The organism is Micromonospora sp. NPDC048999 (assembly GCF_040649295.1).
Lineage (GTDB): Bacteria > Actinomycetota > Actinomycetes > Mycobacteriales > Micromonosporaceae > Micromonospora.
On the sequence record NZ_JBEZFI010000009.1, the window covers coordinates 24,109 to 46,160 of the forward strand.

Sequence of the window (22,052 nt, forward strand, 5' to 3'; positions counted from 1 at the left end):
AGGAAGGTTCTCATGCCCAGCACCGTCACCGTCACGCCCTGGCGTGTGTTCAACGTCGAGGTCGGCGCGCTACGGCGGCTCAGCCCGTCGTTCCTGCGGGTCACCTTCGCCGGACCGGGCCTGGAGCGGTTCGCCGACAACGGGTACGACCAGCGAATCAAGCTGGCGCTGCCGCTGCCCGGTAGCCGGGTGGCGGAGCTGCCGAACGGCCCCGACTGGTACCAGCGGTGGCGGGAGTTGCCCGACGACCGGCGCAGCCCGGTCCGCACCTACACCGTCCGCAAGGTCCGCCAGCAGCTGCGGGAGGTGGATGTCGATCTCGTCCTGCACGGTGACGGCGGTCCGGCGACCCGGTGGGCGGGGCGGGCCCGGCGGGGTGACCGGCTCGCCCTGGTCGGTCCGGACGCCGGGTACCCGGGCAGGCACGGCGGCGTCGAGTTCCGGCCGCCTCGGGACGGGTTGCTGCTGCTCGCCGGGGACGAGACGGCCGCGCCGGCGATCTGCGCGATCCTGGAACGGCTGCCGGCCGGGGCACGCGGTCACGCGCTGATCGAGGTCCCCGATCCGGGGGACGTGTTGCCGGTGACCGCACCGCCGGGTGTCACCGTGAGTTGGCTGGCCCGGGGCGGCGGCGGGTACGGCAGCCGGCTGCTGCCGGCGGTGACGGCGCTCGCCGCTGAGCTGCTGCCGGCCGCCCGGCCGGCCCTCGCGCCCGTCGGCGCCGCCGGACCGGATCCGCTGATGGACGTGGATGTGGATCGGGAGATTCTCTGGGAGGTGCCGCCCTCGTCCGCTCCCGCGTCGCTGTACGCGTGGCTGGCCGGCGAGGCGGGCGTCATCCGTGGGCTGCGTCGGCACCTGATCGCCGAACGCGGCCTCGGTCGAGACGCGGTGGCCTTCATGGGCTACTGGCGGCTGGGCCGCGCCGACTCCTGACCGCGAGCGTCCAGGAAGAGCAGCTGGGCGTGCTTGTCGGGCAGGTCGATCTGCGGGCCGGGCACGAACCCCGCCCGCATCAGCCGGGCGATGGCGCGGTCGTTGCGGGCGTCGGGCTCGGCCACGATCCGCCGGCGGCTCGGGTCGGCCAGCACGAAGTCCAGGAAGGCGGCGAGGACGGCGCCGGTGAAGCCCGGTTCGGGACCGCCGTCCGGCGGCGCGACCATCAGATGGATGCCGAAGTCGCCGGGCTGCACGTCGTAGCACTCGCCCACCGGGTCGGCCGCCGGCTCGTACGTCTGGAAGAGACCCACCGGGCGGCCGTCCCGGTGGATCAGGTACGCGTGGTGGGTGGTCAGCGAGTCCAGGTACGAGTAGATCTCCCGCACCCGCTCCCGGCTGGCGTCGCGCATCCCCCAGAAGCGGGCCCGGTCCCGGGTGACCCAGTCGTGGATCAGGTCGGTGTCGGTCGCGGGGTCGACCGGCCGGATCAGCACCTGCCCGAGGTTCTCGACGTGGCGCAGCCAGATCGGGTCAGTGGTCATGGTCTCGCTCCTCGGTGAGCCGGTGCCAGTCGGTGACGACCGGGATGAGTTCGCCGCGCAGCCAGTGCGGCAGTTGGTCACGCTGGTGCGGGTCGCCGGGCACCCCGGAGGCCCCGAACGGGACGATCCACCGGCTGTCGTCGCGCCGGCCGAGGTCCCAGACGTAGCGGGCGGCGGAGGCCCGGAAGCAGTGGTGCGTGACGCCGGGCACGCTGGAGGTGGCCAGCACGCAGTCGTGGTCGCCGGCGAGGCCCGGCCACTGCACCGCCGCGTCGGGGAGCGCCTGCCAGGGGGCGAGCCGGTGCAGCTCACCCCAGTGCACCGGGGGCTCCTCGGCCGCCTCCTCGACGGCGGTCCGGGCGGCGTCGGCCAGGTCGGCGGCGGGCAGCAGGCCGCTGCGCAGCAGCGTTTCCAGCGCGAAGCCGACCTTGGGCACCAGCGCGAGCCAGGGGTGGAAAAGCGCCGGGTAGCGGGACGGGTCGGCCAGCGGGGCCAGTATCGGGTGGGCGGCCAGCCTGCGGACCAGGGCGGCGCGGACGGCGGCGAAGGCGGCGGCGTCCACACTGTCGGCGCGCATCTCGCAGTCCCAGGACATCAGCCGGTCGCGCAGCGCCACGGCGGCCGGGCCGAGCCCGGTCAGGTCGGCGAGGAGGGCCAGGAGCGGGTCGGCCGAGGCCAGCCGGGTGTCGGTGTGGACGGTGGTCAGCTCCCCGGCTGTCCAGTCCGCTCGGCTGGTCAGCAGCTCCCGGATCCGGTTCGCCCGGTGGGGTGGCGCGAACTCGACGCCGAGCGGGGTGGCGATCCCCTGCTCGTTCGCCATCACGGCGAGGTCGGGCACGTCGGCTCGGGGCATGGGGTGCCAGCCGCGCCATTCGTGCCCGGGCTCCCAGGCCGGTACGACGAGCAGCCGGTTGGCCTGGTCCCGGACCGGCACGGCACCCGCGACCCGATGCAGCAACCCGCCCGCGGTGTCGGCGGCGAGCACCACGTTGACCGGCTCCACCCAGTGGTCGCAGGCGGCGTCCACGTCGGCGACCCGGGTGGCGGCGAGCAGGGCGGGCAGCGCGGCGAAGCCGAGGTCTCCCCGGACCCGGGGCGGGTACCGCAGGCTGATCGCCAGCTCGACGTCCGGCCCGCCGACGACGATGGGACCGCGTTCGGTCTCGATCACCTCGATGTCGACCGGGTCACCGCCGGCCACCTCGACGGTCTCGACGTGGGCCTCGGCGGGGCACCAGCCGGCAGGGCCGAGCGCCTCGACCGTCCCGTCCCGGCGGCGCAGCCGTTCGGCGTAGAGGTCCTGGTAGTCGGCCATGGCGTTGGTGATCGCCCAGGCCACCGAGCCGGTGTGGCCGAAGTGGGCGATGCCGGGCACGCCCGGCACGGCGAAGCCGACCACGTCGTACGCCGGGCAGGCGAGCCGGATCTGCTGGTAGATGCCCGGGTCCTCGAGGTAGCGGTGTGGGTCTCCGGCGACGATCGACGCACCGCTGGCGGTGCGTTCCCCGCTGAGCAGCCAGCCGTTGCTGCCGGAGGTGTCCGGGCCGTCGGTGGCGAGGCAGGCGACCGCTTCTTCGCCGAGGTGCCGGGCGGCCTCGGTGCGCCACAGCTTTGCGGGGAAGCCGGCGAAGAGGACGTGGTGGGTGAGCCAGACGGCCAGCGGGGTCCAGGGCTGCCACCGGCCGGGGGCCAGCCCGGTGGCGGTGAACTGCGGGGCTCGCCGGGCACCCACGGCGAGGCCGGCGTTGACCCCGTCGACGTACGCGCCCAGCCAGGCCGCGGTGTCCGGGTCGAGATTGTCGTGACAGCGGCGGGCGGTGTCGTCCAGTCGGGCCTGCCGGGCGAACCGGTCCCAGTCGACGGCCTCGGGGCCGAGGAAGGACGCGCTGGTCCCCTGTGACCGGTGCCGCTCCACCTCGATCTGCCAGGCGCGGTCGAGGGCGGTGACGCGGCCCTGGGCAAAGGCCAGCGCGGGCGGATCGGCGGCCCGCAGGTGCGGTATTCCCCACGGATCCCGGAAGACCTGATGCTCCACACCGCTCCTCATGATTTAGGTTTGCCTAACCTATGAAATCCTCGCGCCGCGTGCAATCGCGCCCGTCCCGCGACTCACCGAGAGCGAGCGGCGACTCCTTGACAGAAGATTAGGTTAGGTTAACCTAACTCAGGCTTTCGCCGGTGCCCCCTCGGGGCCGCCGGCCCGGCCGGTCCACCGTCTCCACGCGACCGTTGAGGAAACCGCCGATGAACCTCCAAGGGCACTCCGCCGAGGCCGCGCCGCACCCGACACGCGGGCGGCCGTCGGCCGCCCGCGCGCATCTGTTCCACCACGGCACGGTCGACGCCTACCGGCAGCTGCTGGCCACCGCCGTCGACAAAGTCGCACAGCGGGTGACCGACGTCGACCGCCCCTTCAGCGGGATCACGCCGGACCGGCTCGCCCCGGAGATCGACCGGATCGATCTGGACCGGCCGCTGCCCGACCCGGCTGCCGCCCTCGACGAACTGGACTCGGTCTACCTCCGCGACGCGGTCTGGTTCCACCACCCCCGCTATCTGGCGCACCTCAACTGCCCGGTGGTGATCCCGGCACTGCTCGGCGAGGCCGTGCTCAGCGCGGTGAACTCCTCCCTGGACACCTGGGATCAGAGCGTCGGCGGCACGCTGATCGAGCGCCACCTGATCGACTGGACGGCCGACCGGATCGGTCTCGGCCCCGCCGCCGACGGGGTGTTCACCAGCGGCGGCACCCAGTCCAACCTCCAGGCCATGCTGCTGGCCCGGGAGGAGGCCGTGGCAGCGGCGGACCGACCGCGCGAACAACTGCTGCCCCGGCTACGCATCCTCACCTCCGAGGCCGGGCACTTCAGCGTGCAGAAGTCGGCGAAGCTGCTCGGCCTGGGCCGGGACGCGGTGGTCACCGTCGAAACCGACTCCGACCGGCGGATGCGGAGCGCCGCGCTGGCCCACGAGATCGCCCGCTGCCGGCAGGACGACCTGGTCGTGATGGCCGTGGTCGCCACCGCCGGCACCACCGACTTCGGCACCATCGACCCGCTGCCGGCCATCGCCGAGCTGTGCCGGGCCGCCGGAGTCTGGCTGCACGTCGACGCCGCGTACGGCTGCGGGCTGCTGGTCTCGCCGACCCGCCGGCACCTGCTCGCCGGCATCGAACGGGCCGACTCGGTGACCGTCGACTACCACAAGTCCTTCTTCCAACCGGTCAGCTCCAGCGCGCTGCTGGTCCGCGACCATGCGGTGCTGCGCCACGCCACCTACCACGCCGACTACCTCAACCCGAGGCGGATGGCCGAGCAGCGCATCCCCAACCAGGTCGACAAGAGCCTGCAGACCACCCGCCGCTTCGACGCGCTCAAGCTTTGGCTGACCCTGCGGATCATGGGCCCGGACGCGATCGGCGCCCTCTTCGACGAGGTGCTCGACCTCGCCGCCGATGCCTGGCGGCTACTCACCGCCGACGCTCGCTTCGAGGTGGTGGCCCGGTCGCAGCTGAGCACCGTCGTGTTCCGATACCGGCCGGCCGAGCACCACCTGGCCGACGACGCCAACCTCTACGCCCGCGAGGCGCTGGCCGCCTCCGGCGGGGCGTTGGTCGCCGGCACCAAGGTCGACGGGGCGCACTACCTGAAATTCACCCTGCTGAACCCGGAGACCACCGTGGACGACATCGCCCACGTCCTCGACCTGATCGCCGCCCACGCGAGCCGGTACGTGCGGGCGCAGAGCGGCGTCGACGTGTCGCCGATCGGCGTCGCCGCCCAGCCCTGCCCCATCGGCTGACCGCCGTCGTCCCCCTACCGCGTTCCTTGGAGAAATTCGCATGTCCACCACCCACGACTTCGTCGCGATCGGCCTGGGCCCGTACAACCTCGGGCTGGCCTGCCTGGCCGAGCCGATCGCCGACCTGGACGGTGTCTTCCTGGAGGCCCGGTCGGAGTTCGACTGGCACCCCGGGATGCTGCTGGAGTCGAGCCGGCTCCAGACGCCGTTCATCGCCGACCTGGTCAGCCTGGCCGATCCGACCTCGCCGTACTCGTTTCTCAACTACCTGAAGGAGTCCGGACGGCTCTACCCGTTCTACATCCGGGAGAGCTTCTACCCGCTGCGCCGGGAGTACAACGACTACTGCCGCTGGGCGGTCGGGAAGCTGTCCAGCCTCCGCTTCGGCCAGGAGGTCACCTCGGTCCGCTACCGCGACGGGGTTTACCTCGTCAGCGCCACGATCAGCGCGACCGGGGAGACCGTGGAACATCGCGGGCGACGCCTGGTGCTGGGCACCGGCACCCCGTCACACCTACCAGCGGCCTGCGCCGGGCTCGGCGGCGACGTGATCCACAACTCGCGGTACCTGGAGCACCGGGACGCGCTGCGGGCCAAGGAGAGCATCACCATCGTCGGCAGTGGTCAGAGCGCCGCCGAGATCTATTACGAGTTGCTCGCCGACCTCGACCGGCACCACTACCAGCTCAACTGGGTGACCCGGTCGCCGCGCTTCTTCCCCCTCGAATACACCAAGCTCACCCTGGAGATGACCTCCCCCGACTACGTGGACTACTTCCACGCCCTGCCCGAACCGACCCGCTACCGGCTGGAGTCCGAGCAGAAGGGCCTGTTCAAGGGGATCAACTCCGACCTGATCAACGACATCTTCGACCTGCTCTACGCCCGCAGCCTGGACGGTCCGGTCCGCACCCGGCTGCTCACCCACACCGAACTGACCGACGCCCGATACGACGACTCGACCGGCTGCTACAGCCTCGCCCTGCGACAGGTCGAGCAGGGGCGGGACTTCACCCTGGACACCGCGGGGCTGATCCTGGCCACCGGCTACCACTACCGGGTGCCGGAGTTCCTGGCCCCGATACGGGACCGGATCCGCTGGGACGCACACGGCCGGTTCGACGTGGCCCGCAACTACACCATCGACCACGCCGGCCGGGAGGTCTTCCTCCAGAACGCCGGCACCCACACGCACAGCATCACCTCGCCCGACCTGGGCATGGGCCCGTACCGCAACTCATGGATCATCCGGGAGCTGACCGGGCGGGAGCACTACCCGATCGAGAAGCGCATCACGTTCCAGGAGTTCGGCGTACCGGCGGGAGCCGCGTCGTGACCGATATCGTCTACCGGCGCACCGATCCGCGGCTCGGCGCGTTCGCCCTGCGTACCCTCGACCCGGACGCGGACGCCGCGCTGCTGCACGGCTGGGTGACCCACCCCAAGGCCGCCTTCTGGATGATGCTCGACGCCGATGTGGCCCAGGTCGCGGACGAGTACCGGCGCATCCACGCCCACCCCCACCAGAACGCCTTCGTCGGCCTGTGGCGGGACCGCCCGGCCTTCCTCGCCGAACGGTACGACCCCGCACACGTCGAGCTGGTCGACCGGTACGACGCGGCGCCGGGCGACGTCGGTATGCACTTCCTCTGCGCGCCCACCGACACCCCGGTGCACGGCTTCACCCTGGCCGTGATCACCACGGTCGTGGCCTGGCTCTTCGACGACCCGACGACCCGGCGGGTGGTGGTCGAACCGGACGTACGCAACAGCGCGGTGCACGCCCTCAACGCGGCCGTCGGCTTCACCGTCGTTGGCCCGATCACCAAACCCGAGAAGGACGCCCTGCTCTGCGTCTGCACCCGCGCCATGTTCGAGGACGCCACCGGCCTGACCACCGGCGCTCCGGCCACCCCCTGAAGGAGTCCCTCTCGTGATCCCCTCCGCCCCCGCCGCCCGGCCGTCCACCCCGGACTGGTCGGTCGCGCACCTGATTCCGCAGCACTGGGACCGGGCCAACCGCCTGCTGGTCCGCAAGGCGCTCGCCGAATTCGCCCACGAACGGCTACTCACCCCCGAGCCGGTCGGCGCCGGCCGGTACGTGGTGCACAGCGACGACGGCGCCGTCGAGTACCGGTTCAACGCCCAGGTGCTCACCCTGGAGCACTGGCACATCGACCCGGACAGCATCACCCGGCGCCGGGACGGGCGTCAGCTGCCGCTGGACGCCGTGGACTTCTGCACCGAACTGCGCGGCACGCTTGGCCTCTCCGACCAGGTGCTGCCGGTCTACCTCGAAGAGATCACCTCGACCCTGGCCGGAACCGCGTACAAGCTCGGCCGGCCGCCGATGTCCGCCGCCGTGCTGGCCCGGGCCGACTTCCAGGCCGTCGAGACCGGCATGACCGAGGGGCACCCCTGCTTCGTCGCCAACAACGGGCGGCTCGGCTTCGGCATCCGCGACTACCACCGTTACGCCCCGGAGGCCGGCCGGCCGGTCCGCCTGCTCTGGCTCGCCGCACACCGCGACCACGCCACCTTCACCTGCAGCACGGACCTGGACTACGACACCCACGTACGGCAGGAACTCGGCGACGAGACCCTGGCCCGGTTCGCCGCCACCCTCACCGAGCTTGGCCTCGACCCAGCCGACTACCTGCTCATCCCGGTGCACCCCTGGCAGTGGTGGAACCGGATCTCGGTCACCTTCGCCGGTGAGCTGGCCACCCGCCGGCTGGTCTGCCTTGGCGAGGGGCCGGACGAGCATCTCGCCCAGCAGTCGATCCGCACCTTCTTCAACGTCACCGCGCCGCACCGGCACTACGTCAAGACCGCCCTGTCCGTGCTGAACATGGGCTTCCTGCGCGGGTTGTCCGCCGCGTACATGGCGGCCACCCCGGCGATCAACGACTGGCTCGCCGACCTGTTCGACCACGACGAGCTGATCAGGTCGACCGGCCTGACGATCCTGCGGGAACGGGCCGCGATCGGCTATCGCCACCGACAGTTGGAGGCGGCCACCGACCGGTACTCCCCGTACCGGAAGATGCTGGCCGCCCTCTGGCGGGAGAGCCCGCTGCCGTCCCTGGAGCCGGGCCAGCGGCTGGCCACCATGGCGTCGCTGCTGCACACCGACTGGGACGGCCACTCGCTGGCCGCCGCGCTGATCGCGGAGTCCGGGCTGTCCGCCGAGGGGTGGCTGCGCCGCTACCTGGACGCGTACCTGGTCCCGCTGCTGCACGCCTTCTACGCGTACGACCTGGCGTTCATGCCGCACGGCGAGAACGTCATCCTGGTACTGGACGGCGGACAGGTGCAGCGGGTGATCTTCAAGGACATCGCCGAGGAGATCGTGGTGATGGACCCGGCGGTGGCCCTGCCCGAGCAGGTACGCCGGATCCAGGCGGACGTCCCGGAGGAGATGCGCCTGCTGTCGATCTTCACGGACGTGTTCGACTGCTTCTTCCGGCACCTGGGTGCGCTGCTCGTCACCGAGGGGGTGCTGACCGAGGAGACCTTCTGGCGGACCGTGGCCGCCTGCGCCGCCGACTACCGCGACCGGGTGCCCCACCTGGCCGACCGATTCCGGCGGTACGACCTGTTCGCCGACGAGTTCGCCCTGTCCTGTCTCAACCGGCTCCAACTCCGCGACAACCAGCAGATGGTCGACCTGGCCGATCCCTCTGCCGCCCTGCAACTGGTCGGCACCCTCCCCAACCCCATCGCCGCCTGGGCCTCGTAGATCCGGGGCCGGCACCGGCCGACACGATGGCCGTTGCTACGAGGTTGTCCTGCGGATCCGTAGCGCGGCGGCGGCCAACCCGGTCGCCCCAACGGCGAGCAGGATCCCGATCGAGAGTCCGGCCGCCTCGGTGCGCCCGGTCAGCGCGTCGGTGTATCCCCGCATGGCCCAGAAACCGGGGGACAGCGGGGCGAGTGGACCGGCCCAGGACGGCAGCAGAGCAACCGGGATCAGTGCCCCGCCGAGGCCGGCCAGGGCCAGCGTGGCGATGTCCTTGACGGCGCTGAGCTGAGCATGGCTGCGTACTGCGGTAGCCAGCGCGGTGCCGCAGCCGACGACGCACAACGCCCACGCGCCGCCGACCGCAGCGGTGCGTGGGCCAGCGGCGGCCAGGTCCAGCCGGTAGGCCACTGCGGCGTAGCCCAGCACCACGGCCTGCTGCGCCAGCAGGGCCGCCAGCAGCGGGAGTGCCTTGCCGACCAGCAGCTCCAGCGGGCGAGTCGGGGTGGTACGCAGTCGGTCCCAGGTGTTCCATGCACGTTCGACCAGCAGGCTGTCGCCGATGACGCCGGTCATGAACAGCGAGAACATCACGAGCATGCCGGGTGCCGCCGCGACGATGCCCGGCGTACCGGCGTCGGCCAGCTGAGCGCGTACCGGTTCGAGCAGCGTGGTCAACACGATCGGCATGACGGTGTACGCGATGAGCGGACCGGGCGCGCGGCGCAGCAGGACCAGCTGGTGCCGGGCGATGACGAGGATCCGGTTGGCCGGTTCACGCCACATCGAGCGCCTCCTCGGCGGCGGCACTCCAGCGCTGGAACACGTCATCGAGGGTGGGGGGACGCCCACCGATCGGCGGCAGCGTGGCGAGCAGCTCGGCGCGGGTGCCCCGGAACACCACCCGGCCGGCGTCGGCCAACGCGACGGTGGCACCGAGCAGTTCCAGTTCGGGCAGGTAGTGCGTGGTGTAGCAGACCGCCGCGCCGGCTCGGGCCCGGGCCCGGACGGTCGCGAGCAACGCCTGCCGGCTCGCCGGGTCCGCGCCGACGGTCGGCTCGTCCAGCAGCAGGACGGCCGGTTCGTGCAGCAGCGCGGCGGCGGTGTGGACACGCCGTTGCTGGCCACCGGAGAGCGTGCCGACACGGCGGGCGAGCAGGTCGGTCACGTCCAGCGCGGAGGCGGCATCCTCGATGCGATCGTGCAGCAGCCGACCGCGCAAGCCGTGCAGCCCGCCGAAGAGGCGCAGGTTCTCGGCGACCGTGGCGGTGGGATAGAGCGCCAGCTCCTGGCCGGCCAGGCCGAGCCGACGCCGGGCCTGGACCGGATCGCGGGCGATGTCGATCCCGTCGACCCGCACGCCACCCTGGTCGGGTCGCAGCAGCCCGGCGGCGATGCCGGCGAACGTCGACTTGCCCGCGCCGTTGCGCCCGATCAGGCCGACCACCTCCCCCGCGGCGATGCGCAGATCGAAGCCGGCCAGCGCCCGCACCGGGCCGTAGCGCTTGTGCACCTGCTCGGCCATCAGCATCACAACCTCCATGATATACGTCGTATATCTACGATGTATACTATGCTGGCCGCATGCCGGCAAGAGCGAAGGTCACCCGCGAGGAAATCCTCGACACCGCACTGCGGCTGGCGGACGAGGTCGGCCTGGCCGGGCTCACCATGCGCGGGGTGGGCGACCGGCTCGGGGTCACCCCGATGGCGCTCTACCGGCATGTCGGCGACAAGCAAGGCCTGCTCGACGGTTTGGTGGAGCGGCTGCTGACCGGCGAGCTGCCGGACCCCGGCCTGCCCTGGCGGGAACGGCTGCACCGACAGGGGGCGATCCTGCGGGCCGCCGCCCGACGCCACCCACAGGTCTTCCCGCTCCTGCTGGCACGCCGCGCGGCCACCGACGCGGCGCTAAGCGCCCGGGACGGGGTGTACCAGGCGCTGCGGGAGGCCGGGGTACCCGAGGACCAGGTGCCCCGGGTGGAGCGACTGCTGTCCACTTTCGCGCTCGGCTTCGCCGCCTCCGAGGCCGGTGGCCGGTTCCGCAGCGAACAGGAGGCCGACGCCGACTTCGCGTTCGCCGAGGAGTTGTTCGGCCAAATGATCGAGAGTCTGACCGCTGCGGCGGAATAGCCACTGACGCTTTCTTCGGGCACCGGGATCGGCGCGAGTACGCCTTCCCGGATTCCGGGACGCCCGCCGCCTTGACAATCGAATCATTGCTATGTGGAGTGTCCTGGGTTACCGTCGACGCCGGCAGGCGTCGGAGATCCACGACCGGCGGGGATTGGAGTCGGCATGTGCGCGACGCGAGGGGTGCCGGAATGAGGGTGCGCGCCCTTTTTGCTGTCGCGGAGAAGGCCGATCAAGATAACCGATGAATCACCATTAAGCCTCGCGAGCAGGCGGCATTACGGCTTCGACAATACTCACTTTCTCGATTGTCGAAAATTGGAGGCCTCGTGAACGAGTCCACCGAGCGTGCCGTTCGGCGCGCGATCATCACCATGCGGAACAACCTGGGTGAGCAGATTACCGTCGAGGATCTGGCCCAGGCCGCCGGGTTCAGCAAATTCCATTTTTCACGGGTTTTCCTGCAGGTCACGGGCGTCTCGCCCGGACGGTTTTTGTCGGCCCTGCGGCTGCAACGCGCCAAGACGTTGCTAGTTTCAACCGCGCTCAGTGTGTCCGACATCAGCCTCTGCGTGGGTTACCACAGCGTCGGTACCTTTAGTTCCCGGTTCAGTCGCAGTGTGGGTATGTCGCCAACGCTCTTTCGCCAGCGGGCCGGGTTCGCGTTGGCGATAACCACCGACACGCGCTTCCCGCGCGGTCTCGCCAGCGGCGCCCGCATCTACGGCACGATCAGCCGTAACCACCCTGGAAGCGGATTAATCTTCCTCGGGTTGTTCGCCGATCGGATTCCCGAGGGGCGCCCGGTGCGCTGTGCGGTGCTGGACGAGCCCGGCGAGTTCCAGTTCGATACGATGCCGCGCGGTTCGTGGTATCTGCTCGCCCAGACGGTGACCGGCGACCCGCACGCGGCGACCGTCCGCGGCGGCGGCACCGGGCAGGTGCTGGTGGCCACCTACGGCCCGATCACTGTCCGGGTTGACACCCGGCTGACCGTCGACCTGCGCCTGGAGCCGGCCCGCGAACTCGATCCGCCGGTGCTGCTCGCCCTGCCCGACGCCCGCAAGCTGGCGCTCGCCGGCAGCGGGCGCGAGCCGCATCGACTGGGCGCCTGAGCCACCGCAGGCTGCGGCACCGCAAGGTGGAAGTGGCCGGCTGACTGGCGTTCTTAGCAAAATGGCCAGACAAGCACCTCCGTCTACCAGAACGGTCCGCGTGACGCATGGCGCAAAGGAGGATGGCGTGCTGGTACTCGGGCTCAGCGGCGGGTTCGCCCCGCCCGACGGGGACATCGTGCCCGGCATGGTCGACTGGTTCTTTCACGACGCCGCGGCCTGCCTGGTAGAGGACGGTGTCCTGCTGGCGGCCGTGGAGGAGGAGCGGCTCAACCGGATCAAGATGACCAACAAGTTCCCCGGCAACGCAATCCGCGCATGCCTGGATACCGCCGGGGTCGAACCGGGAAGAGTGGAAGCCGTCGGATACTACTTCCCCCGCGACTTCGTCGACGAGTCGCTCAACGAACTGTACGTCTTCAACCCGCGTACCCCGCTCGGCTACGCCCGGGAGCTCGTCACCGACCGGCTGCGTACCGAGTTCGGCGTCGATGTGCCTGAGGAACGCATCGTGTACGTGAAGCATCACCTGGCGCATGCCACCGCCTGCTTCACCCGCTCGGGCATGGACGAGGCGCTGGTGGCCACGGTCGACGGGCGCGGCGAGCGGGATTCGGCCACCATCTACCACGGTCGCGACGGCGAGCTGACCGAGCTTGCCACCTACGACATCCCGCGCTCGCTGGGCGCGCTCTACGTGCACACCATCGAGCTGCTCGGCTACCGGATCGGTGACGAGTACAAGGTAATGGGGCTGGCGCCGTACGGCGACCCGCGGACCTACCGCCACCTGTTCGACAGTATCTTCACGCTGGGCCCGGACGGCGCGTACGACGTGCAACCGAGCACGATGAACAGCCACCCGGTGGCGGCCACGTTCTACCGGGCCGGGTTCCGCCCGCGTCGCAAGGGGGAGAAGTTCACCCAGCAGCACATGGACCTCGCGGCCGCACTGCAGGAGCTGCTGGAGCGCGCCGCGCTGCACATGCTGGGCCACTGGGCCGGCGTGACCGGCCTGCGCAACCTGTGCTTCGTCGGCGGCGTGGCGCACAACAGCAGCCTCAATGGCCTGCTGCTGCGCTCGGGGCTGTTCGACCGGATGTTCGTACATCCCGCCTCGCACGACGGCGGCGCCGCGGAGGGTGCGGCGCTGGCCGGCGCCTGGCAGCTCGGCTCGCGGTGGCCGCGGCAGCCGCGGATGCGCACTGCTGCGGTCGGTCCCGCGCTCGGCGACGCCGACCAGGTGGCGAGTGCTCTGCGGGCATGGGGCCGGCTGGTTGACGTCGAGCGGCCGGCCGACGTGGTCGACACCGCGGCCCACCTGCTCGCCGACGGTCAGGTGCTGGGCTGGGCGCACGGGCGCAGCGAGTTCGGGCCGCGTGCACTGGGCTTCCGCAGCATCGTGGCGGACGCCCGGCCGGCGGAGAACAAGACCCGGATCAACGCGATGGTGAAGAAACGGGAGGGCTACCGCCCGTTCGCGCCGGTGGTCACCCCGCAGGACGCCGCCGACTACTTCGATCTGCCGGCAACCGAGGCCAACTACGACTTCATGTCCTACGTGGTCCCCGTGCATGACGAGCGCCGCGCCGAGCTCGGCGCGGTCACCCACGTCGACGGCAGCGCGCGGATCCAGATCGTCGAGGCCGACGTCAACCCGCGGTTCCACCGGCTGGTCACCCGCTTCGGCGAGCTGACCGGCACGCCGGTGCTGCTCAACACCTCGTTCAACAACAACGCCGAGCCGATCGTGCAGACCATCGAGGACGTACTGACCAGCTACCTGACCACCGACCTTGACGCGCTGGTGATCGAGGACTTCGTGGTCCGCCGCCGGCCGGACGCCGACCAGGGCCTGGACTCCTTCGTACCGCACTTCCGCCCGACCACCCGGGTGGCCGCGCGCACCCGGATCACCGCGTCGGGTGAACGCGAGATCACCCACGAGATCTACCTGGAGTACGGCGTCTGGGGCCCGCAGGCGCAGATCTCCCCCGAGATGTACGCCGTGCTGGCCGCCGTCGACGGGCGGTCCAGCCTGCGTGAGCTGGCCGGCGGGTCGCTCGACGACGCCCTACGCAAGGAACTGTTCGGCCTGTGGCAGGAGCGCTTCTTCGCCCTCCGGCCGCCGGCGTGACCGTGACCGGGCCGCTCCCGGACAGCGACCCGCTGATCGCTGCCCGGCAGGCGTACCTGGAGGCCGCCGAGGCGATCATGCGGGCCTACCAGCGGCGGGGACAGACGCCACAGGCCAGGCTCACCGATCTGTTGCAGGAGGCGCTGAGCGCCGGACGGGCCGCCTCCGCTGCCGTGCGCTTCAGCCTCATCGAGCAGGGCGACGCCACCCGCCGGGAGACCGGCCAGCGGCGCTCCCTACAGCAGGCACCGCCCCTCTGACAACCGCGCCCTGCCCATGCCGGGCCGCAATCTGGGAGATGCGCGACGCCCGATTGCCGGAAATCGTCCAATCGCGAGCTGCACTGGAGACCGTCCCATGCGACCTTTCCGCGTCGAGATCCCCCAGGCCGACCTGGACGACCTGCGCCGCCGGATCGCCACTACCCGTTGGCCGGACGAGCTGCCGGATGTCGGCTGGACCCGCGGCATCCCGCTCGGCTACCTCAAGGAACTCGCCGACTACTGGCGCACCGGGTACGCCTGGCGGGCAGCCGAGCGGGAGCTCAACAGCCACGAGCAGTTCCTTACCGAGATCGACGGCGCGCAGGTGCACTTCCTGCACGTGCGCTCGCCCGAGCCGACGGCCACCCCAATGATCATCACTCATGGCTGGCCGGGCTCGCCGGTGGAGTTCCTCGACGTGATCGGGCCGCTGACCGACCCGCGGGCACACGGCGGCGACCCAGCGGACGCGTTCCACCTGGTCATCCCGTCGATTCCCGGGTTCGGCTTCTCCGGGCCGACCCGCGACGCCGGGTGGAGCGTGTCCCGGGTGGCGCGGGCATGGGCTCAGCTGATGCGCCGTCTCGGCTACGACCGCTATCTCGCCCAGGGTGGCGACTGGGGAAAGGTCATCTCGCTGGAGCTGGGCCTGGCCGACCCGAAACACGTGCTCGGCGTACACGTGAACACGCTGGTCACCTTCCCGCCGCCCGATCCCGCGGTGCTCGGCGGCCTGAACGCCGATGAGCGGGCGCGGCTGGAGCACGCGATGTGGTTCGCGCAGGACGGCCTCGGCTGGCAGAAGATCCAGTCGACCCGACCGCAGACCCTGGCGTACGGGCTGACCGACTCACCGGTTGGCCAGTTGGCCTGGATCATGGAGAAGTTCCGAGAATGGAGCGCCGCGAAGGACGTCCCCGAGGAGGTCATCGACCGCGACCGCATGCTCACCAACGTCAGCGTCTACTGGTTCACCGCCACAGCCGGCTCCAGCGCCCGGCTCTACTACGAGACCACCCCCACCGACGCCGACTTCGTGCGCACCTGGGGCGGCCCGTGGCCACTGTCCATGCCGTGCGGTGTGGCGGTCTTTCCCGACGACGCGAGCCGCCCGATCCGGCGCTTCGCCGAGGTCGCGCTGCCTACCCTCAAGCACTGGACGGACCTGCCCCGCGGCGGCCACTTCGCCGCACTGGAGCAGCCGGACCTGCTGGTCGACGACGTGCGCGCGTTCGCGCGCCTGGTCCGGTGACCGCGATGACCGCGCCGGGGAACGGCGTAGGGCAGCGGGCCGTCGTGCTCGGTGCCGGTATGGCAGGGTTGCTTGCCGCCAGGGTGCTGGCCGACGCGTACCAGGAAGTGGTGGTGGTGGAGCGCGATGCGCTGGACGGCGGTGACCGGCCGCGGCGCGGCGTGCCGCACGGGCGGCACGCGCACGCGCTACTGGCCCGCGGCCAGCAGATTGTGGACGAGCTGTTCCCGGGACTGACCTCCGGACTGCGCGCTGATGGCATCCCGGCCGGTGACGTGGCCGGCAGCCTGCGCTGGTACATCAACGGCCGGCGCCTTCAGCCCGGGCACGCCGGACTGCTCAGCGTCTCGGCCACCCGCCCGGTGCTAGAGGAGCGGGTGCGTGACCGGGTGGCTGCGCTGCCCGCCGTACAGCTGCGGAGCGGGTACGATGTCGCCGGGCTGGTCTCCGCGAACGGTGGGCGGCGGATCACCGGCGTACGGATCGCCCCCACCGACGGCGGCGCCGGTGAGACGCTCGACGCGGACCTGGTGGTCGACGCGACCGGGCGCGGCTCGCGTACGCCGGTGTGGCTGGCCGAACTCGGCTACGCCCGGCCGCCGGAGGACCGGGTCAATATCGGGCTGGCCTACACCACCCGGCACTTCCGGCTGCGGCGCGACCCGTACGGCACGGATCTGTCGATCAATCCGGTCGCCTCGCCGGCAAACCCGCGGGGAGCGTTCTTTCCGAAGCTGCCCGGCGACATGAGCATGCTGTCGCTGACCGGCGTCCTCGGTGACCACCCGCCGGTCGAGCTGGACGGGTTCCTCGCCTTCGCCAAGTCGCTGCCGATCCCGGACATCTACGACGCGATCCGCGACGCGGAACCACTCGACGAGGGCGTCACCTTCCGCTTCCCGGCAAGCGTGCGGCGCCGCTACGAGCGCCTCGGCGAGCTGCCCGAACGGCTGCTCGTGATCGGCGACGGGGCGTGCAGCTTCAACCCGGTCTACGGTCAGGGGATGACCGTCGCCGCGCTGGAGGCGATGACGCTGCGCCGTCACCTGGCCGCCGGGAGGCCGCCGCAGCCGCAGGCGTTCTTCCGGGACATCGCCCGCGACATCGACGCACCGTGGGACATCTCGGCCGGGGCCGACCTGAGCTACCCGGGGGTGGCCGGCAAGCGCACGCTGAAGGTGCGGATGGGCAATGCGTACATGGCGCGGCTACACGCGGCCGCGACGCGCGACGGTACCCTCACTGCAGCCTTCATGCGCGCGGCCGGCCTGGTCGACCCCGTTCGCGCACTGATGCGTCCCGGCGTGGTACGCCGGGTACTGGTCCGGACGTAGCGGTAGACGACAGATCGGAGCACGGATGGCATTCCCCGCACTCGGCAGTGTGCTGCTCGGCACCGCCGACCCCGACCGGCTGCGCGCCTGGTACCTGGAGGCGTTCGCCCCGCCGGTCGACAGGTACGGCTTCCTCGTCTTCGGCCCGGTGAAGGTCCTCATCGACCGCCGGGCCGATGTGGCCGATAAGAACCCGGAGCCGGGCCGCATCATCCTCAACCTCAGCGTCGATGACGCGCGGGCGGTCGCCGCCCACTTGAACCGGGTCGGCGTGACGTGGCTGGCCGAGCTGGAGGAGCGTGAGCACGGCCTGTTCGGCACGTTGGTGGACCCGGACGGCAACTACGTGCAGATCATCCAGATGAACCAGAGCTACCATGACTCCTTGACAGACTGAGGTGAGGTGTTGATCATGTTTGCGGACAGCCCTGCCTTCAGCGGCTTCGCGGTGAACGACGTACCCGCCGCGCGCGACTTCTACGAGAAGACCCTGGGTGTGCGCGTCACCGAGCAGTACGGGATGCTGCACCTGCATTTGGGCACCGGCGCGGAGGTACTGGTCTACCCGAAGCCGGAACACGAGCCGGCCACCTTCACGGTGCTCAACTTCCCGGTCGACGACATCGAGGCGGCCGTGGCCGAGCTGGCGAGCCGCGGCGTGCGGTTCGAACGCTACGACAATGTCGACGACAAGGGCATCTTCCGCGGGCAGGGACCGTTCATCGCGTGGTTCCGCGACCCGGCCGGCAACATCCTCTCGGTGCTGCAGGAGAAATAGCTGCCACGACGAACGGGCCCGCCGCAGGTGGGCCCGTTCGTCGTGCCTCACCGCAGCGCGGCAATGAAGTTCCTGATGTCGCGTACCAGCAGCTCCGGCTGTTCCATCGCGGCAAAGTGGCCGCCCCGGTCATGCTCGGACCAGTGCACGATGCCGGGGAATGCCGCGTCGGCGAACTCACGGACCGGCGGGAACATCTCGGCCGGGAACACCGACACCCCGAGCGGCACGCCCATCGGCGGTGGCGCGGGAGCCGCCGGTACGTTCGGCAGCGTGGCGGCCTCCTCGTAGTACAGCTGGGCGGACGAGCCGGCGGTGCGGGTCAGCCAGTAGAGGGTCACGTTGGTGAGCATCTGGTCCCGGTCGACCGCCTCCTCCGGCAGGCCGTCCCCGTCGGTCCACTCGTAGAACTTCTCCACGATCCAGGCAAGCTGCCCGACCGGCGAGTCGGTCAACGGGTACGCGATCGTCTGCGGCCGGGTCGCCATGAGCTTCATGTAGCCGGACTGCGGACCGGTGGCGAACCCGAGCAGCCGCTCGATCCGCATCCGATCGGCTGGCGCCAGCCGATCCACCGCCCCCTGCTCCGCCGTGGGTCGGGTGAGCAGCAGGTTCACGTGTACGCCGAGGACGGCCTCCGGCGCGCACAGGCTCAGGATCAGCGACACCGCCGCGCCGAAGTCACCGCCCTGTGCCACGTACCGCCGGTAGCCGAGGCGGCTCATCAGTTCGGCCCACGCCTTGGCGGTGCGCTGCAGGTCCCAGCCCGGCTCTGGTGGGGGCGGGGAGAAGCCGTAGCCGGGTATCGAGGGGACCACCAGATGCACCGCTTCGGCCCGGTCGCCGCCGTAGGCCGCAGGATCGGTGAGCGGGCCGATAATCCGCAGGAACTCGGCGAACGACCCTGGCCAGCCGTGAGTGAGGACCAGCGGCGTCGCGTCGGGCTCCGGCGAGCGAACGTGCAGGAAGTGGATCAGCGTACCGTCGATTTCGGTACGGAACTGGGGGTAGGCATTCAGCCGCGCCTCGGCGGCGCGCCAGTCGTAGCCTTCACGCCAGTACGCCGCCAGATCCTTGAGGTAGCCGCCCGGGACGCCCCGCGCCCAGCCGCCGCCGGGCAGTTCGTCGGGCCAGCGGGTGGCGTCCAGGCGGCGCCGCAGGTCGTCCAGGTCGGCCTCTGGTACGTCGATGGTGAACGACTCCATGTCCGGGCCGCCCGTCACAGGTAGAACGTGTTGGGTTCGAGGCCGCACAGCACCCGCCCGTACAGCTCCAGATTGGTGTCAGGGTGCATCAGCGCGTGCAGGTTGATCGCCTGGACGTCACGGAAGATCTGCTGGATCGGTACGGTGCGATAGATCGACGACCCGCCGCTGGCCCGGCGCAGCACGCCGACCGCGTGCTGGGCGAGCTCGCAGGCCCGGCCCATGTCGGCGCGGGCCCGCGTCCGCTCCAGCAGCGTCCACTGCGCCGCATCGGCGTTCTTGGTGTCCAGGAGCGCGGCCACCCGCTCGGCGTGGAACTGTGCGGCGTCGGCGGTGAGTGTCGCGTCGGCCAGTTGCAGGTGGGTGATCGGCGCGTCGCGCTGATCGTCGTACGTGGTGTAGGTGATCTTCCGGTTCGGCAGGCGCTGCTGGAACGCCTCGATCGCGGCCCGGGCCAGCCCGATCGCCACGCCGACCGAGGACGCTGACGCGGTCGGCAGCAGCGGCCCGCGGAAGATCCGCGCGTCGGCGTTGCGTCGGGACGCGTACTGCTCCTGCAGCACGGCGGGCAGCGGGAGCACCCAGGCGGCGGGTACGAAGATGTTCTCGGCGACTGTGCTGACGCTGCCCGAGCCGCGCAGGCCCTCGGTGTCCCAGTCGTCGACGATCCTCAGGTCGGCCACGCGGGCCAGGGCCAGCACCGGCATCTGCCGCCCGTCCGGCGTCGGCGTCATCGCCACCAGCACCTGCCACTGGCTGTGCAGCGCACCGCTGACAAAGCCCCACCGGCCAGTGAAACGGAACCCGCCGTCGACCGGCTCGGCCAGCGCTGACGGACTCAGCGTGCCGCAGGTGCGCAGGTCGGGGGTGGCGAAGACCTCGTCCTGCACCTCGTCGGGGAAGAGCCCGACCATCCATGTGGTGATCCACGAGACGGACGCCGTCCAGGCCGCCGAGGCGTCGTGCCGGGCCAGCTCGGAGGCGACCGCGACCATCGTGGCGGCGTCGCTCTCAAATCCACCATAGCCCTGCGGCATCCGCATCCGGAAGATGCCGGCGTCGGTCAGCGCCTCGATCGACTCGTCGTGGACGCGCCGGTTCTGCTCTCCCCAAGCGGCATGCGAGCGCAGCAGCGGGGCGAGCCTCGACGCACGCTGGGCCAGTTCGGCAGCGCCGGGTATCTGGGTTTTCTCCACAAGATCCTCCTAGGCGTACGGCTTCGCGTGGTCATCGCATCGTCACACCGGCGGTCGTGGCGGCTCATCTCCTGTATTGCGGGCCTGGCAGAGCGCAAGACCGGAGATGAATCGCCACGGCGGCCAGTGTGACGATGCGATGGCGAGCGGCCGGCGGACAACTTCCTGCGCAGGAATCGAACCCTTTGACCAGTAGGCACGATGGAAGGGAGCACGATGGGAGCATGGGTGGGCAACCGCGCGATCGTGCTCGGCGGCGGCATGGCCGGGTTGCTGGCCACGCGGGTGCTGTCCGAGACGTACGCCGAAGTGTTGGTGATCGACCGGGACCAACTGCTCGGGGTGACCGATCCCCGGCGCAGCACGCCGCAGGCCTGGCACGCGCACGCGCTGCTGGCCCGCGGTCAGCAGGTGCTGGCCGAGCTCTTCCCCGGGCTGACCGGCGAGCTGGAGGCCGCCGGGATGCCGATGACCGACATGGGCATGCTGCACTGGTATCTGGACGGTGAGCGGCTGGCCTCGGCGCGTACCGGTCTGGTGGTAGTCAACACGACCCGGCCGGCGCTGGAGTTCCACGTCCGGCGGCGGGTCGCCGCGCTGGCCAACGTACGGTTCGTAACCGGTTGCGACATCCTCGGCCCGGTGGCGTCGGCGGACCGGTCGCAGATCATCGGCGTCCGGGTACACCACAGCGACGAGGCTGCCGAGCGGATCTACGACGCTGATCTGGTGGTGGACGCCACCGGCCGTGGCTCGCGGATGCCGGTCTGGCTAGGCGAGCTGGGCTACCAGCGGCCGGCCGAGGACCGCGTGAAGATCGACCTGTCCTACTCGACATGTATCTTCCGGCTGCCCGTCAGCCCGCTGGAGGACAGTCTGTCGATCATTCCGCTGGGGACGCCGAACTTCCCCACCGGGGCGTTCTTCGGGCGGGTCGGCGGGAACCGTCACGTGTTGTCGCTGACCCGGATGCTGGGCGCGGCGCCGCCGGCCGACCTGGCCACCTTCCGCGAAGTGGCGCGCGAGCTGTGCACACCGCGGATCTATGAGGCGATCAAGGACGCCGAGCCGGAGGCGCCGCCCGTGGTGATCCGCTTCCCCGCCAGCGTACGGCGGCGCTACGAGCGGCTGCCCGCGTTCCCCGCCCGCATGATCGTCATCGGTGACGGGCTGTGCAGCTTCAACCCGATCTACGGGCAGGGGATGACGGTCAGCGCGCTGGAGGCGCTGGCGCTGCGTGACCTGCTCGCCGAGGGGCGGGCGCCGGAGCCGCTGCGGTTCCTGCAGGCGGCCGCCACGATCATCGACACGCCCTGGGCCATCGCGGCCGGCGGCGACCTGGCCTGGCCGGGCGTGCAGGGCGAGCGGACGCCGGAGGTCGAGCGGGCGAACGCGTACATGGGGCGGCTGCAGTCGGCGGCGCGCTTCGACGGGCGGATCACCGCGGCATTCATGCGGGTCGCGGGCCTGATCGAGCCGCCGGAGAGCCTGTTCGCCCCGGAGGTCGCCACGCTCGTCGACACGTACGTCCCGGCGCCGGCCCCCGCCGAGCAGGCGCATTGATCCTGCCCACGCTGCCGGGGGACCCGGCCGCGTGGCATCGGCGGCTGTCCCG

At 71.0% G+C, this 22,052-nt stretch carries 20 protein-coding genes; 14 read left to right on the forward strand and 6 right to left on the reverse strand.

Going from position 1 to position 22,052, the window contains the following annotated elements; translation table 11 throughout:
- Window positions 1-12: 12 nt before the first annotated feature.
- Complete coding sequence (locus AB0C02_RS13450) at window positions 13-936, forward strand: siderophore-interacting protein (RefSeq protein WP_357547758.1); 924 nt, start codon at window positions 13-15, stop codon at window positions 934-936.
- On the opposite strand, the gene AB0C02_RS13455 is transcribed toward AB0C02_RS13450, so the two are convergent.
- Window positions 906-1,481 carry a GNAT family N-acetyltransferase gene (locus tag AB0C02_RS13455; RefSeq protein WP_357547759.1) on the reverse strand — a complete coding sequence of 192 codons (576 nt, stop codon included), beginning with the start codon at window positions 1,479-1,481 and terminating at the stop codon, window positions 906-908. The two genes, AB0C02_RS13450 and AB0C02_RS13455, sit on opposite strands and share 31 nt — an antisense overlap.
- Window positions 1,471-3,528, reverse strand: coding sequence for a penicillin acylase family protein (locus AB0C02_RS13460; protein ID WP_357547760.1), 2,058 nt, complete (start codon window positions 3,526-3,528; stop codon window positions 1,471-1,473). Before AB0C02_RS13460 ends, AB0C02_RS13455 begins: the two co-directional genes overlap by 11 nt.
- Before the next feature lie 197 nt (window positions 3,529-3,725).
- Between AB0C02_RS13460 and AB0C02_RS13465 the strand changes: the two genes are divergently transcribed.
- The 4 genes from AB0C02_RS13465 to AB0C02_RS13480 are packed head-to-tail and all read left to right on the forward strand — an operon-like array spanning window position 3,726 to window position 9,024.
- Window positions 3,726-5,282 carry an aspartate aminotransferase family protein gene (locus AB0C02_RS13465; RefSeq protein WP_357547761.1) on the forward strand — a complete coding sequence of 519 codons (1,557 nt, stop codon included), beginning with the start codon at window positions 3,726-3,728 and terminating at the stop codon, window positions 5,280-5,282.
- Between the two features lie 40 nt (window positions 5,283-5,322).
- The gene (locus AB0C02_RS13470; protein WP_357547762.1) at window positions 5,323-6,618 is read left to right on the forward strand and encodes a SidA/IucD/PvdA family monooxygenase; all 1,296 of its coding nucleotides are present in this window, start codon (window positions 5,323-5,325) and stop codon (window positions 6,616-6,618) included.
- Window positions 6,615-7,202: a GNAT family N-acetyltransferase gene (locus AB0C02_RS13475; protein ID WP_357547763.1), complete on the forward strand. Its 588-nt coding sequence runs from the start codon at window positions 6,615-6,617 to the stop codon at window positions 7,200-7,202. Before AB0C02_RS13470 ends, AB0C02_RS13475 begins: the two co-directional genes overlap by 4 nt.
- A gap of 13 nt (window positions 7,203-7,215) precedes the next feature.
- Complete coding sequence (locus tag AB0C02_RS13480) at window positions 7,216-9,024, forward strand: IucA/IucC family siderophore biosynthesis protein (RefSeq protein ID WP_357547764.1); 1,809 nt, start codon at window positions 7,216-7,218, stop codon at window positions 9,022-9,024.
- 36 nt (window positions 9,025-9,060) lie between these two features.
- Here AB0C02_RS13480 and AB0C02_RS13485 read toward each other — a convergent pair whose 3' ends face one another.
- Complete coding sequence (locus AB0C02_RS13485; RefSeq protein ID WP_357547765.1) at window positions 9,061-9,810, reverse strand: ABC transporter permease; 750 nt, start codon at window positions 9,808-9,810, stop codon at window positions 9,061-9,063.
- The gene (locus AB0C02_RS13490; RefSeq protein WP_357547766.1) at window positions 9,800-10,567 is read right to left on the reverse strand and encodes an ABC transporter ATP-binding protein; all 768 of its coding nucleotides are present in this window, start codon (window positions 10,565-10,567) and stop codon (window positions 9,800-9,802) included. Before AB0C02_RS13490 ends, AB0C02_RS13485 begins: the two co-directional genes overlap by 11 nt.
- A 41-nt stretch (window positions 10,568-10,608) precedes the next feature.
- On the opposite strand from AB0C02_RS13490, the gene AB0C02_RS13495 reads away from it, so the two are divergent.
- From AB0C02_RS13495 to AB0C02_RS13530, 8 genes are all read left to right on the forward strand, one after another.
- On the forward strand, window positions 10,609-11,157 hold the full coding sequence (locus AB0C02_RS13495) for a TetR/AcrR family transcriptional regulator C-terminal domain-containing protein (RefSeq protein WP_357547767.1): 549 nt from the start codon (window positions 10,609-10,611) through the stop codon (window positions 11,155-11,157).
- A 329-nt stretch (window positions 11,158-11,486) separates the two neighbouring features.
- Complete coding sequence (locus AB0C02_RS13500) at window positions 11,487-12,272, forward strand: AraC family transcriptional regulator (RefSeq protein ID WP_357547768.1); 786 nt, start codon at window positions 11,487-11,489, stop codon at window positions 12,270-12,272.
- A 127-nt stretch (window positions 12,273-12,399) separates the two neighbouring features.
- Window positions 12,400-14,409: a carbamoyltransferase C-terminal domain-containing protein gene (locus tag AB0C02_RS13505; protein ID WP_357547769.1), complete on the forward strand. Its 2,010-nt coding sequence runs from the start codon at window positions 12,400-12,402 to the stop codon at window positions 14,407-14,409.
- A gap of 2 nt (window positions 14,410-14,411) precedes the next feature.
- A complete protein-coding gene (locus AB0C02_RS13510; protein WP_357547770.1) occupies window positions 14,412-14,669 on the forward strand; it encodes a hypothetical protein in 258 nt (85 codons plus the stop codon).
- A gap of 97 nt (window positions 14,670-14,766) precedes the next feature.
- Window positions 14,767-15,924 carry an epoxide hydrolase family protein gene (locus AB0C02_RS13515; protein ID WP_357547771.1) on the forward strand — a complete coding sequence of 386 codons (1,158 nt, stop codon included), beginning with the start codon at window positions 14,767-14,769 and terminating at the stop codon, window positions 15,922-15,924.
- Window positions 15,925-15,929: 5 nt separating this feature from the next.
- Complete coding sequence (locus AB0C02_RS13520) at window positions 15,930-17,258, forward strand: FAD-dependent oxidoreductase (RefSeq protein ID WP_357547772.1); 1,329 nt, start codon at window positions 15,930-15,932, stop codon at window positions 17,256-17,258.
- Window positions 17,259-17,283: 25 nt separating this feature from the next.
- Window positions 17,284-17,655, forward strand: coding sequence for a VOC family protein (locus AB0C02_RS13525; protein WP_357547773.1), 372 nt, complete (start codon window positions 17,284-17,286; stop codon window positions 17,653-17,655).
- Between the two features lie 15 nt (window positions 17,656-17,670).
- Window positions 17,671-18,036, forward strand: a complete 366-nt coding sequence (locus tag AB0C02_RS13530; RefSeq protein WP_357547774.1) for a VOC family protein — start codon at window positions 17,671-17,673, stop codon at window positions 18,034-18,036.
- A 47-nt stretch (window positions 18,037-18,083) separates the two neighbouring features.
- Here the strand turns inward: AB0C02_RS13530 and AB0C02_RS13535 are convergent, their stop codons facing one another.
- Together AB0C02_RS13535 and AB0C02_RS13540 are read right to left on the reverse strand one after the other, a co-directional pair.
- Window positions 18,084-19,241: an epoxide hydrolase family protein gene (locus tag AB0C02_RS13535; protein ID WP_357547956.1), complete on the reverse strand. Its 1,158-nt coding sequence runs from the start codon at window positions 19,239-19,241 to the stop codon at window positions 18,084-18,086.
- A gap of 14 nt (window positions 19,242-19,255) precedes the next feature.
- Window positions 19,256-20,437, reverse strand: a complete 1,182-nt coding sequence (locus AB0C02_RS13540; RefSeq protein ID WP_357547775.1) for an acyl-CoA dehydrogenase family protein — start codon at window positions 20,435-20,437, stop codon at window positions 19,256-19,258.
- A 216-nt stretch (window positions 20,438-20,653) separates the two neighbouring features.
- Here AB0C02_RS13540 and AB0C02_RS13545 point away from each other — a divergent pair, with 216 nt between their 5' ends.
- On the forward strand, window positions 20,654-22,000 hold the full coding sequence (locus AB0C02_RS13545) for an FAD-binding monooxygenase (protein ID WP_357547776.1): 1,347 nt from the start codon (window positions 20,654-20,656) through the stop codon (window positions 21,998-22,000).
- Window positions 22,001-22,052 lie beyond the last annotated feature (52 nt).

Excerpts from the sequence above, each read along its gene's own strand:
- AB0C02_RS13490 (WP_357547766.1), bottom strand. The coding sequence starts at position 10,567 with ATGGAGGTTGTGATGCTGATGGCCGAGCAGGTGCACAAGCGCTACGGC.
- AB0C02_RS13455 (WP_357547759.1), bottom strand. The coding sequence starts at position 1,481 with ATGACCACTGACCCGATCTGGCTGCGCCACGTCGAGAACCTCGGGCAG.
- AB0C02_RS13545 (WP_357547776.1), top strand. The coding sequence starts at position 20,654 with ATGGGAGCATGGGTGGGCAACCGCGCGATCGTGCTCGGCGGCGGCATG.
- AB0C02_RS13525 (WP_357547773.1), top strand. The coding sequence starts at position 17,284 with ATGGCATTCCCCGCACTCGGCAGTGTGCTGCTCGGCACCGCCGACCCC.
- AB0C02_RS13465 (WP_357547761.1), top strand. The coding sequence starts at position 3,726 with ATGAACCTCCAAGGGCACTCCGCCGAGGCCGCGCCGCACCCGACACGC.
- AB0C02_RS13535 (WP_357547956.1), bottom strand. The coding sequence starts at position 19,241 with ATGGAGTCGTTCACCATCGACGTACCAGAGGCCGACCTGGACGACCTG.
- AB0C02_RS13515 (WP_357547771.1), top strand. The coding sequence starts at position 14,767 with ATGCGACCTTTCCGCGTCGAGATCCCCCAGGCCGACCTGGACGACCTG.
- AB0C02_RS13470 (WP_357547762.1), top strand. The coding sequence starts at position 5,323 with ATGTCCACCACCCACGACTTCGTCGCGATCGGCCTGGGCCCGTACAAC.
- AB0C02_RS13495 (WP_357547767.1), top strand. The coding sequence starts at position 10,609 with ATGCCGGCAAGAGCGAAGGTCACCCGCGAGGAAATCCTCGACACCGCA.
- AB0C02_RS13485 (WP_357547765.1), bottom strand. The coding sequence starts at position 9,810 with ATGTGGCGTGAACCGGCCAACCGGATCCTCGTCATCGCCCGGCACCAG.
- AB0C02_RS13520 (WP_357547772.1), top strand. The coding sequence starts at position 15,930 with ATGACCGCGCCGGGGAACGGCGTAGGGCAGCGGGCCGTCGTGCTCGGT.
- AB0C02_RS13460 (WP_357547760.1), bottom strand. The coding sequence starts at position 3,528 with ATGAGGAGCGGTGTGGAGCATCAGGTCTTCCGGGATCCGTGGGGAATA.
- AB0C02_RS13450 (WP_357547758.1), top strand. The coding sequence starts at position 13 with ATGCCCAGCACCGTCACCGTCACGCCCTGGCGTGTGTTCAACGTCGAG.
- AB0C02_RS13530 (WP_357547774.1), top strand. The coding sequence starts at position 17,671 with ATGTTTGCGGACAGCCCTGCCTTCAGCGGCTTCGCGGTGAACGACGTA.